Raw genomic sequence first — 11,573 nt, forward strand, 5'->3', positions numbered from 1 at the left:
ATATTATACATTATTTTCAGTATAGTTGAGCTTATTATTGACTAGAGTCATGCTCTCTGCTGATTGTTGCCCAGGGGGAGCGGGCTGGAACGGTGCGCACCAGGGTCACGTTGTCGGACGAAGGGGTGGGTGCTGGGATCCCATGGGCCGCAGGGGGCTGGGAAAGGCATCCCTGAGCCATAGCCGATAATAGGACTGTCCTCTTGCTATCCCGCTTTCTATGCCCAGCTCCATCATTTCCCCGGAAAACCTGCTGGATCTTTGTGAACAGGGTGTGTACAAGGCGTTGGCCGCTGGAGCCGACCAGGCAGAAGTGTTTGCCAACTCAGGCCGGGAAACGGAAGTCACGTTTGAAAAAAACGACCTGAACCTGGCCCGCAGCAGCAGCGAGACCCTGTTCGGCATTCGGGTTTTCTGTGGCGGCAGGCTGGGCTTTGCCACCTCCAACCGCCCGGAAGAGTTAGCTGAGACGGCGGCTGAGGCTGTGACCATGGCCAAGGCTTCGCCGGCGGATCCCCTGAACGGGCTGCCGGAGCCCCAACCTCTGCCCCAGGTGCCCTTTGCCCTTGATCCGGGGCTGCTGGAACTGGATGCCGCCACCCTGACCCAGTTGGGATCCCAATTGCTGGAGTGGGTGCGATCCAAAGACCCTCGCATCACCATCGACAACGGCTCCCTCAGCGTTGAGGAAGAGACCCTGGCTATCGCCTCTTCCACCGGCATCCGGGCCAACTACCACAGTGTCGAGGCGGGGGGATCCCTGTTTGGCATGGCCATCGACGGGGACGAGGTGGGCAGCTTTGCCTACGACGGCGACAGCGTCCAGAAGCGGGCCGATCTCATCCCAACGCTGGAGCGGGCTTTTGATCGCTTTGTCCAAAAATGTGTGGGGGCGCTGGGGGCTACCGAAGGGGAGAGCTTTCGCGGCCCTATCATTCTCCCTCCAGATGTGGTGGAGGACTTCCTGGGGGATCTCCTCTTTGTCTTGGGGGCAGATGCGGTGCGCAAAGGCAAAAGCCCTCTGGCGCAAAAAATGGGATCCCGGATCGCCAGCCCGTTGCTCACCGTGGTTTCTGAAGGCCTGGGCCTGCCCGGCTACCCCATTGAGCCCTTCGACCGCGAAGGGATCCCTCGCCAAATCACCCCCTTGGTTCACGAAGGGATCCTCTGCAACTTCATGTACAACAGCTATGAGTCCCGCGCTGCTGGCGTTCCCTCCAACGGCCATGCCACAGGGGGGGCGGGCAGCCTGCCGGGGGTGGGGCCAGCTTGTTTGAGAGTGGCGCCGGGGACAACCCCCCTGTCTGAGCTGTATGCCATGGAGCGGGGCATTATTGTCACCCGTCTTTCCGGCAGCAGCAACCCCATCACCGGCGACTTTTCCGGGGTGGTGAAAGGGGGCTTCTTGGTCAAAGGCGGCGAAAAACGCCCCATCCTGGAGACCACCATTGCCGGCAATCTCTACGATTGTTTGCGTAATATCTCCGCCATCTCACAAGAGGTGACCGTTTTCAACGGCAGCACGGCTTTTCCTGCTCTGCGCATTGAAGATGTATCGGTAACGGCTGGCTAGTCGCGCCGGCGGGACGGAGTCCTGAATAACTGGGTATCGTGGGGGGCGGACAAGCCTTCCTGACCAGAGGGTGGAGAGTAGCCAGTCTGCGAACAGGCAGGAGACAAACAGAGGGTGGATCCTATGTGGCCAGTAGAGGGTCGGCAGCGCGTCATCATCGAGGCGGTGACACCGGAAATCGACGGCGGGCGCTACGCCATCAAGCGGACGGTGGGAGAGTATGTGGTGGTGGAAGCGGACATCTTCGCCGACGGCCACGATCAGCTCTCGGCGGTGCTCTGTTTTCGCGAGGCCGGTGCAGAGGGTTGGCAGGAGATCTTCATGGATCCCATCGGCAACGACCGCTGGCGGGCCCAATTTCAGGTCACTCAGATCGGCCAAGCTTCTTACCGGATTTTGGCCTGGGTGGATCCCTTCAAAACCTGGCAGCAGGATCTGTACAAGCGGGTGGAGGCCGAGCAGGATGTTTCTGTGGAGCTGCTGATCGGGGCCGAGCTGATCGAGCGGGCCGCCCAACAGCAAAGCGGCGATCGCGGTGGCGGCGCGGAGCACTCTCTGCAGGCAAAGCTGCGCAACTACGCCCAAACACTCCGCCAAGGGGGGGATCCCGCCATAGAAGCAGCCCTATCCCCCACGTTGGGATCCCTGATGCAGGTTTACGGCGAGCGCCCTTTTGTCAGCACCTACCCAGAGCGGCGGGTTTGGGTGGATCCGGTCAAAGCCCGCTTCAGTGCCTGGTACGAGCTGTTTCCCCGCTCCTGTGGCCCCAACGAACACACCCACGGCACCTTCCGAGATGTGGTCGCGCGGCTGCCGCTGATTGCGGAAATGGGCTTTGATGTGCTTTACCTGCCCCCCATCCATCCCATTGGGCGCACCTTTCGCAAGGGCAAAAACAATGCCATGACCGCCGAGCCAGAGGACGTGGGTTCTCCCTGGGCCATCGGCGGGCTGGAAGGCGGGCACAAAGCCATTCACCCCCAATTGGGATCCCTGGCCGACTTTCATCATCTGGTGGCGGAAGCCAAACGGTTCCACATCGACATCGCCCTGGATATTGCCTTTCAATGCTCTCCGGATCACCCCTATGTAAAAGAGCACCCGGAATGGTTTAAAAAGCGGCCCGATGGCAGCATTCAATATGCGGAGAACCCGCCCAAAAAGTATCAGGATATCTATCCCCTCAACTTTGAAACAGAAAACTGGCAAGCCCTTTGGGAAGAATTGAAAGGTGTGATCGAATACTGGATTGACCAGGGGGTCAAGATCTTCCGGGTGGATAACCCCCACACCAAGGCATTCGGCTTTTGGGAGTGGTGTATTGGTCAGATCAAAGCCAAGCACCCGGAGACGATCTTTCTGTCCGAAGCGTTCACTCGCCCAAAACTGATGAAATCGCTGGCCAAGCTGGGCTTTACCCAGTCCTACACCTATTTCACTTGGCGCAACGACAAGTGGGGCCTGACCGAGTATTTCACCGAGCTCACCCAAAGCTCAATGCGGGAGTACTATCGCCCCAACCTGTGGCCCAATACGCCCGATATTTTGAACGAGTTTTTGCAAAAGGGGGGTCGCCCGGCTTTTATGCTGCGTTTGATCCTCGCGGCTACCCTCGGGGCCAGCTACGGCATCTATGGCCCGGCTTTTGAACTCTGCGAAAACCGCCCGCTCCGTCCCGGCAGCGAAGAATATCTGGACTCGGAAAAATATCAAATCCGCCACTGGGATCTGGATGCCCCGGATAACTTGCGGCCTTTGATCCAGCAGGTGAACCGGATCCGGCGACAAAACCCGGCCCTGCAGAGCGACTGGAGCTTGGTGTTTCATCCCACCGACAACGAGGCCCTGATTTGCTATTCCAAGCGCACCTTCAGTGGCGATAACCGCATTTTGGTGGCAGTGAATTTGGATCCTTTCCACATTCAGTCCGGCTGGGTCACCCTCAACTTGGGGGCTCTGGATTTGGAGCATTGGCAAACCTTTAAGCTGACCGATCTGTTGGACGGCCAGCAGTATTCCTGGCAGGGATCCACCAACTACATCAAGTTGGATCCCTGGACGATGCCTGCCCATATTTTTCTCCTGGAGAGCTGAAGACCCTGAGAAGGACAGTACAGTGGTGTCATGCCCTCTGCGGAGTTCTCTCGATGGGCCAGGAGATTGCCTGCCTCAGCTTTGGCGCCGAAGACTTTGCCAAGTTCGCCGCTCAACTCCGGCAAGAGACGGATTTGCTGGAGCGCTGGTTGGCCGGTGCGCCGGGGCTGGATCCGGCTTGTCAGCCCTTTGCCCAGGGATCCCCGGTGGGCGGGTTTGAGCTGGAGGCATGGCTGGTGACCCCTCAGGGAGATCCGGCCCCGATAAACTCAGCCTACCTGGAAGCGGTGAACGATCCGCTGGTGGTGCCGGAACTGGCCCAGTTCAACGTGGAGATCAACAGCCGGCCCCAAGTTTTGGTCGGCTCGGCTCTGCGGCAGTTTCAGCAAGAGCTGGGCCAAACGTGGGATCGCTGTTGCCGGGTGGCCGAACACTTGCAGGCGGGGTTGATGATGATCGGGATTTTGCCCACGGTGCAGCAAAAGCAACTGACCTTGGAGATGATCTCCCCCCGCAAGCGTTACCTGGCCCTCAATGAGCAAATCCTGAACTTGCACCGGCGCGAGCAATCCCCAGGGATCCCGTCTCTGGGGCTGGAGATCGAAGGGCCTGCCACCCTGTTGCGGGTGGCTCACCCCGACATCATGCTGGAAGCGGCGACCACCTCTTTCCAAATCCATCTGCAGGTGGCCCCCCACCAGGCAGCCCGCTACTTCAACGCTTCTCTCATCGCCTCGGCCCCTTTGGTGGCGCTGGCGGCCAATTCCCCCTACCTGTTCGGGCACGATCTGTGGGCAGAAACCCGCATCCCTTTGTTTGAGCAAGCTTTGGATGGGCCACCCCCGCCCTCCCCCACCCACTACCCCCGCGTCACCTTCGGGCAAGGCTATGTACAGGGATCCCTGATGGAGCTGTTCTGGGAAAACCTGCATCGCTACCCGGTGGTATTGCCACAAAGGTTAGCCACTTCCCCATCAGAGCTGGCCCATTTGCGCCTCCACAACGGCACCATCTGGCGCTGGAACCGACCCCTGATCGGCTTGGATCCGGTTCCCCATCTGCGCATCGAACAGCGGGTGGCAGCGGCAGGCCCAACCCTACCCGACATGATCGCCAATGCGGCCTTCTACTTTGGTCTGGTGCAAGCCTTGGGATCCCAGCCCGTTTCCCCCGAGCAGGAGCTAAGCTTTGCCCAGTGCCGCGCCAATTTCTACACGGCTGCCCGCTTCGGCCTGGAGGCCCCCATCACTTGGCTCAAGGGTTGGCAGGGATCCCTGCGCCAATTGCTGCTGGAAGAGCTGATCCCCCTGGCCGAGGGAGGGCTGGCCCAACTGAACTTGGCCCAACAGGATATCCAAGTGTATCTGGGCATTCTCCGCGCCCGCGTCGAGTCGGGGCAGAATGGGGCCACCTGGCAGCGCCGCTACGTGGCTCGGCATGGTAAAGATATGCAACAATTGACCTGTGCCTACTGGGAACGGCAGCGGCAAGGCCAACCGGTACACACCTGGGATCTCAGCTAGGGCTCTCTCCACAGCCGGTTGTACCAGCGGTGGGCCACCGCGGCGGCAGGACGGATCCCTGGCCCGCATCTCGAGTGGGCAAACTCTCTCTCAGATGGCCTTGTTGCGACCCGAGCTACCGCAGCGAAACGGTTCATTCGCGACCAAGGACTTCGTTGGACTTCTGCTCCCCCCTACTCCAGGGAGAGAGGCCAGAAGCCAGAAGTTTGAGTCGAGCCTCTTAGCCCAAACAGTATGCTCACCGTTCTCGATCATCTACCGGATCAACTGCTGGATCTAGAGGCCCATCAGCTTTACGACCGATTGGGTGGGCCAACCCTCATCCATCTGCCGGGGCGACGGGATCCGGCCCTGTTTGTCTCTGTGCTGCTGCACGGCAACGAAACCACCGGCTGGCAGGCGGTGCGACAGCTTCTCCGCCGCTACAGTCCTCTGCACCGCTGCCGCGAACGGGAATTGCCCCGCTCCCTTTCCCTCTTCATCGGCAATGTTCAGGCAGCCCGTCAAGGACAACGGCGGCTGGACGGCCAACCCGACTACAACCGCATTTGGGGCCCCGGCTCCACCCCCGAGCACGCCATGGCCCAGGCCGTCCTGCAGCAAATGCAGCGGCGGGGCGTTTTTGCCAGCGTCGATATCCACAACAACACGGGCACCAACCCCCACTACGCCTGTGTCAATCACCTGGATGCCCCTACCCTGCACCTGGCCACCCTGTTTGGGCGCACTGTCCTCTATTTCACCAAGCCAGAAGGGGTACAGAGCATGGCCTTCGGGCGCTTCTGCCCGGCGGTGACCCTGGAATGCGGCAAGCCGGATCAGCCCCACGGCACCCAGCATGCCTACGAATTCTTGGAAGCCTGCCTGCACCTGTCGGCGATCCCGCAGCGCCCTGTCTTCCGCCAAGATATCGACCTCTTCCACAGCGTCGCCATTGTCAAAATCCCGGATCAGGTGAGCTTCAGCTTTGGGGAAGAGGATGGCAACCAAGAGGGATCCCCCTCTCACATCCGCTTCCCGCCGAATTTGGATCTCCTCAATTTTCGGGAGCTTCCCCCCCACACCCCTATTGGCTGGACGAACAACGGCTTCCACCTGGAGGTGCAAGACGAGCAGGGCCAAAATGTGGCGGATCGCTTTTTCTATGCCTGCAATGGAGAAATTCGCACCAGCGTGCCCATCATGCCGGGCATGCTCACCCTCAACAGCCGCATCATCCGCCAAGACTGCCTCTGCTACCTGATGGAGCGCTACCCCCTGGCCGGCTGAGCCGGGCTGCCAATTTCCGATCCCCAAACCAGAACGGGTAGTGCTCCGCACCGCTGCGCTAACAGTACCCGTCTACCGAGGGATGGTGGGTACGCTAACGTGGGACAGAGCGACCCCGCAAGCCCTATCCTGAAAACTGCCAACGGCACGCTGAGCCCACGGGATCCCTATGTTGCGCCTGCTGCGGATCGAGAACTTTGCCCTGATCGAGCAATTGGAGATCCCCTTTCGAGCGGGGCTAAACGTGCTCACCGGAGAAACCGGGGCCGGCAAATCCATTATCCTCGATGCTCTGGATGCAGCTCTAGGAGGTACAGCTCGGGCTCTGCGAACTGGCAGCGAACGAGGTCTGGTGGAAGCGATCTTCAGTCCTAATCCTGAACTGCAAGCCTGGCTAGAACAAGAGCACATCGACCCCCTAGAGGAGGGCCTGGTTTGTAGTCGCGAGCTGGTGTTGCGCAACGGCAAGCTCACCAGCCGCCTGCGGGTGAATGGGGTGCTGGTGAACAAAGCCCAGATGCTCAGCCTGCGGGCCAAATTGGTGGAGATCACCGCCCAGGGGCAAACCGTTCAAATCCAATCTCCCCAAACCCAGCGCCGTTGGCTGGACGACTTTGGCGGCGAAGAGTTGTTGCGAACACGGGCGGAGGTGGCTGCCCTTTACCAAACCTGGAACCAACTGAAAACAGAGGTGGAATCCCGCCAGCAAAGCCAACAACTGCGCCTGCAACGGCTAGACCTACTGGAGTTTCAAGCGCAAGAGCTGGCCGCCCTGCGCCTGGAGGATCCCGACGAAATGGCCAAGCTGGAGCGGGAACGGGAGCGCCTGGCCCACCGCGTGGAACTGCAACAGCAAAGCTACGAAGCTCACCAATTGCTCTATCAAAACGACAGCGGCTCACCGGCCATCGCCGATCTGTTGGGCCAGGTAGAACGGTTGCTCCAGACCATGACCCAGCGGGATCCCGACCTAGCCCCTCTGGCGGAAATGGTCAGCAGCGCTCTCATTCAGGTGGAGGAGGTGGGGCGAGAGCTAATTCGCTACGGCGAGACGCTGGAGGCGGATCCCGGTCGGTTGAACAAAATTGAACGGCGCTTGGCGCAACTCAGACAAGCCTGCCGCAAATACGGCCCGACCTTGGCCGAGGTGATGGCCCATGCGGAGCGGGTGCAGGCGCAGTTGGCCCAACTGCGAGGAGACAACACCGACCTAGAGGAATTGCAGGTGCGGCTGGACAAAGCTGCCCAAGACCTGGAGCGCCATTGCCAAGCGCTCTCCCAACTGCGGCAACAAGCGGCCTGTCAACTGGAAAAGGCCCTCATAGAAGAGCTCAGGCCGCTGGGGATGAGCGCAGTGCAATTCCGGGTGCAGATCCAACCCGGCCCCCCGACAGCAGAGGGGGTGGATCAGGTGAGCTTTTGGATCAGCCCCAACCCGGGTGAGCCTCTTCAACCTTTGGCCAGCATTGCCTCCGGCGGCGAGATGAGCCGTTTTCTGCTGGCCTTGAAAGCCGTATTCAGCCGCATCGATCCGGTGGCCACCATGGTTTTCGACGAAGTCGATACCGGCGTGTCCGGCAAAGTGGCGCAAGCCATCGCCACCAAGCTGCACAGCATTGCCCGAGATCACCAGATCCTCTGCGTCACCCACCAACCCCTGATCGCTGCCCTGGCGGATCACCACCTGCGGGTTCACAAGGTGGTGCACCAAAAGCGAACTTCTGTGCGGGTGGAGCTTTTGGGAGAACGAGAACGCCGCGAAGAACTGGCCCAACTCACTGCCGGTCACTCCGCCCAAGAAGCGATGACGTTTGTGGAGGCTCTTCTCAACCAAGCAGCTCAACTGCGCAAGCAGCAACTGGCCAGCCCCGCTTGACCCTCCTCTCCTTTTGTTTTGAGTGAGGGGAGGGGGGTGAGGGCCTCACCCGCCCAAGAACAGCTCCAGCACCTCAGGATTGTTCAACAAGTTGGGGCCAGTATCCTCAAAGCGGTTTTCTCCCGTGGACAAGACATAGCCCCAGTCCGCCATCTTCAGGGCCTGCTTGGCATTTTGCTCCACCATGAGGATGCTGATGCCAAGACGGTTGATCTCTCGCAGGAGGGCGAAGGTCTGTTCTATATACAGCGGCGACAGGCCGGCGGTCGGCTCATCCAGCAACAACAACTGCGGCTCCACCATCAACGCTCGCCCTATGGCCAGCATCTGCCGTTGTCCACCCGATAGGGATCCCGCCGCTTGGCGTCGTTTCTCTTTCAGGGGTGGAAACAGCTCATAAACCCGCTCCAGTTGGGCGGCAGGGTTGTCGCGTCGGATGAAGGCCCCCATCTCCAGGTTCTCTTGCACGGTGAGGGAAGGAAAGACATTGTTGGTCTGGGGCACAAAGCCGATTCCCCGTCGCACCAGTTGCTCAGCGGGCAGGTGGGTGATGTCGGATCCCTGAAACAGCACTCGGCCTGAGCGGATGGTGGCCAAGCCAAATAAGGATTTCAGCACTGTCGATTTGCCGGCTCCATTGGGGCCGATGATCACCACCATTTGCCCAGGGTTCACCTTCAGGTGGATCCCTTTGAGGATGTCCACCCCCCGGTAGCCGCTGTAGAGATCTTGGATGTCCAGCAAAGGGGTCATGAGAGGGATCCCTCCGAAGGCAGAGGGGAGGGTTGGGGTGGGTTTAGGGAGTCGGCCAGTGCCACAGATCCCAAATAGGCCTCCCGCACGGCTGGGTTTTGTTTGATCTCCTCCATGGATCCCTGGGTGAGAACCTTGCCGGCAGCCATGACCACCACATGGTCGCAGAGACGGGTCACCAGATCCAGGTCATGCTCGATGATGCAAAAGGTGCAGCCCCGCTCGCGGTTGAGATACTCGATAAAGCGCATCAAATCCGCCAGCAGGGTGCGGTTGACGCCAGCCCCCGGCTCGTCCAGCAGGATCACCCGTGCATCGGTCATCAAGGTACGTCCCAGTTCCAAGAGTTTTTTTTGCCCCCCGGAAAGGGTGACGGCCAGTTGATCCCGCAGATGGATCAGGTTCAGCCGTTCCAGAACCTCTTCCGCCCGAGCTTGCAGGTTGCGTTCTTGTCGTTGCACCCGCCGCCAACCGAACCAAGTGGCGAACAGGTTTTCCCCTATCTGGTTGGGGGGAACCACCATCAAGTTCTCCAAGACGGTCATGCGGCCAAACTCCCGCGGGATCTGAAAGGTGCGCACCAGCCCTCGACGGAACAGATGGTGAGGGGGCAGGCCGGTGATGTCTTCCCCATCCAGCCAGATGCGCCCGCTGCTGGGCCGAATAAACCCGGCGATGATGTTAAAGAGCGTGGTCTTCCCTGCCCCATTCGGGCCGATCAAGCCCGTAATCCGACCGGTTTCGATGCGGAAGGAACAGTGATCCACCGCGCTAATGCCGCCAAACCGCTTGGAGATGTCGTCGATAACAATCACGCCGCTGCCTTGGGAAAACCCCGCCGACCGATGAGTTCAGTATTTCTCAAAATATAATGAGCCCAATGGCCGAGTTTGCCCATTATCCTTCCTGGATTCCTACAGGGGCAACTGCCTTTGGAGGCCGCAGCCAGCCCTACAGCAGCCAAGGAACGGGCGAGATCCTGAGTCTGGCCCGCCTGTTTCCCGGAGCCATCTTTTCTTGAGGGAGTGGGGAACGCTTTGAGGTGAGCCAACGTCTGACTGCTACGGTTCAACACTTGCTTGACTTTTGGGATCTGAGTTCTACTTTCTCTTCCCTCATAGGAGGTTGTCGGCTATGTCTCGCATGAATAAACTCACCCGACGGGCCTTTGCGGCGGCGGCTGCCCTGACGGCTGCTGCTCTTGCCACCACTCTGCTGCCCAGCACGGCTCAGCAGGCCACTCAGGGGCCGGTCAAAATCGGGGCCTTGATGTCTCTTACCGGGGATCTGCAGGCCTTCGGGGAAAACTGCCTCAAAGGGATCAAGCTGGCGATTGACCAAATCAACGCCGCCGGTGGCATTTTGGGATCCCCTGCCCAAGTGGTCGAAGCGGATGACCAGACGTCGGCTCAGCCGGCTATCGACGCAGCTCAGCGGTTGGTCAACGTGGAGAAGGTGGCCGGCATTATCGGCGCCTTGGGCAGTGGCATCACCATCCCGGTGGCCACGACGGTTTCTGTTCCCAATCGGATCCCGCAAATTTCCCCGGCTTCCACCGCTCCTACCATTACCACCCTGGAGGACAACGATTTTCTGTTTCGCACAGTTCCTTCCGACGCCTACCAAGGGGTGGCCTTGGCCCAGATCACCCGTGAAGAGAAGCTGGAGCGCCTGGCCATCATCTACATCAATAACGACTATGGCCAGGGCCTGGCCGACAGCTTTAAGACGGCTTTTGAAAAGCGGGGCGGCACCATCACCAAGTCGGTTCCCTACGAGCCCGGCAAGGCTTCCTATCGCAGTGAGCTGACCCAACTGAAGGAAGGGGATCCCCAGGCGTTGGTGCTGATCGGCTACCCCGAAAACGGTGTGGTCATTTTGCGGCAAGCTTTGGAAGAAGGACTGTTTGACCGCTTTGTCTTCACCGATGGCATGCGCTCTCCCGACGTGGCAGCCCAGGTGGGAGCCGAAAAGCTAGAGGGATCCATCGGCGTTTCGCCCCAGGCCCTCACCGATAGCAAGGCTTACCAAATCTTTGCCGAAGCCTACAAAGCCGCCTACGGGGAGCTGCCCCCCACCCCCTACATCGACACCGCCTACGATGCCGCTTTTGTCCTGGCTCTGGCCATTCAGAAAGCCGGCAGCACCGACGGCACCGCTGTTCGAGATGCCTTGCGGGAAGTGGCCAATCCGCCTGGCACCGAGATCCTGCCCGGAGAGTGGGCCAAGGCGGTGGAGCTGATCGGCAAAGGGGAAGACATCTTCTACACCGGCGCCTCTGGATCCATCAACTTCGATGAGAATGGGGAGGTGGCCGGCACCTTTGCCCACTGGACTTTCCAAGGGGGGAAGGTGGTGGATCTGAAGGTGTTTGAGCCGGAGAGCTGATTTTCCCCTGCGGCTCCTGAGTGGGGGTCGGTTTCTCCTTCTGAGCATGCCTCTAACCCCCAAAACCCTGAACTTTGCTGAATTTACTGAGCTTTAG

At 59.9% G+C, this 11,573-nt stretch carries 8 protein-coding genes; 6 read left to right on the top strand and 2 right to left on the bottom strand.

Annotated features, from left to right (window positions below; all coding sequences use genetic code 11):
- The first annotated feature begins 220 nt into the window (after window positions 1-220).
- The 5 genes from NW838_RS00875 to recN all read left to right on the top strand — a co-directional run bounded on the left by NW838_RS00875 (window position 221) and on the right by recN (window position 8,335).
- The gene (locus NW838_RS00875) at window positions 221-1,573 is read left to right on the top strand and encodes a TldD/PmbA family protein (RefSeq protein WP_414427314.1); all 1,353 of its coding nucleotides are present in this window, start codon (window positions 221-223) and stop codon (window positions 1,571-1,573) included.
- A gap of 123 nt (window positions 1,574-1,696) precedes the next feature.
- The gene (locus tag NW838_RS00880; protein ID WP_414357914.1) at window positions 1,697-3,667 is read left to right on the top strand and encodes an alpha-1,4-glucan--maltose-1-phosphate maltosyltransferase; all 1,971 of its coding nucleotides are present in this window, start codon (window positions 1,697-1,699) and stop codon (window positions 3,665-3,667) included.
- Between the two features lie 53 nt (window positions 3,668-3,720).
- Window positions 3,721-5,190 carry a glutamate-cysteine ligase family protein gene (locus NW838_RS00885; RefSeq protein WP_414357915.1) on the top strand — a complete coding sequence of 490 codons (1,470 nt, stop codon included), beginning with the start codon at window positions 3,721-3,723 and terminating at the stop codon, window positions 5,188-5,190.
- A 234-nt stretch (window positions 5,191-5,424) separates the two neighbouring features.
- Entirely contained in the window at window positions 5,425-6,459 is a 1,035-nt protein-coding gene (locus NW838_RS00890) for a M14 family metallopeptidase (RefSeq protein ID WP_414357916.1), read from the top strand.
- 169 nt (window positions 6,460-6,628) lie between these two features.
- Window positions 6,629-8,335, top strand: coding sequence for a DNA repair protein RecN (gene recN, locus NW838_RS00895; RefSeq protein ID WP_414427315.1), 1,707 nt, complete (start codon window positions 6,629-6,631; stop codon window positions 8,333-8,335).
- A gap of 45 nt (window positions 8,336-8,380) precedes the next feature.
- Here the strand turns inward: recN and NW838_RS00900 are convergent, their stop codons facing one another.
- Both NW838_RS00900 and NW838_RS00905 read right to left on the bottom strand, forming a co-directional pair.
- The gene (locus NW838_RS00900) at window positions 8,381-9,088 is read right to left on the bottom strand and encodes an ABC transporter ATP-binding protein (RefSeq protein WP_414357918.1); all 708 of its coding nucleotides are present in this window, start codon (window positions 9,086-9,088) and stop codon (window positions 8,381-8,383) included.
- On the bottom strand, window positions 9,085-9,903 hold the full coding sequence (locus NW838_RS00905) for an ABC transporter ATP-binding protein (RefSeq protein WP_414329274.1): 819 nt from the start codon (window positions 9,901-9,903) through the stop codon (window positions 9,085-9,087). Before NW838_RS00905 ends, NW838_RS00900 begins: the two co-directional genes overlap by 4 nt.
- 319 nt (window positions 9,904-10,222) lie before the next feature.
- On the opposite strand from NW838_RS00905, the gene NW838_RS00910 reads away from it, so the two are divergent.
- A complete protein-coding gene (locus NW838_RS00910; protein ID WP_414357920.1) occupies window positions 10,223-11,476 on the top strand; it encodes an ABC transporter substrate-binding protein in 1,254 nt (417 codons plus the stop codon).
- The last annotated feature ends 97 nt before the right edge of the window (window positions 11,477-11,573 follow it).

Origin of the sequence: Synechococcus sp. R55.2 (assembly GCF_047462075.1) — a bacterium.
Classification (GTDB): domain Bacteria; phylum Cyanobacteriota; class Cyanobacteriia; order Thermostichales; family Thermostichaceae; genus Thermostichus.

Bases quoted from the DNA above. Each gene is read 5' to 3' on its own strand.
- NW838_RS00875 (WP_414427314.1), top strand. From the start codon at position 221: ATGCCCAGCTCCATCATTTCCCCGGAAAACCTGCTGGATCTTTGTGAA.
- NW838_RS00880 (WP_414357914.1), top strand. From the start codon at position 1,697: ATGTGGCCAGTAGAGGGTCGGCAGCGCGTCATCATCGAGGCGGTGACA.
- NW838_RS00885 (WP_414357915.1), top strand. From the start codon at position 3,721: ATGGGCCAGGAGATTGCCTGCCTCAGCTTTGGCGCCGAAGACTTTGCC.
- NW838_RS00890 (WP_414357916.1), top strand. From the start codon at position 5,425: ATGCTCACCGTTCTCGATCATCTACCGGATCAACTGCTGGATCTAGAG.
- recN (WP_414427315.1), top strand. From the start codon at position 6,629: ATGTTGCGCCTGCTGCGGATCGAGAACTTTGCCCTGATCGAGCAATTG.
- NW838_RS00900 (WP_414357918.1), bottom strand. From the start codon at position 9,088: ATGACCCCTTTGCTGGACATCCAAGATCTCTACAGCGGCTACCGGGGG.
- NW838_RS00910 (WP_414357920.1), top strand. From the start codon at position 10,223: ATGTCTCGCATGAATAAACTCACCCGACGGGCCTTTGCGGCGGCGGCT.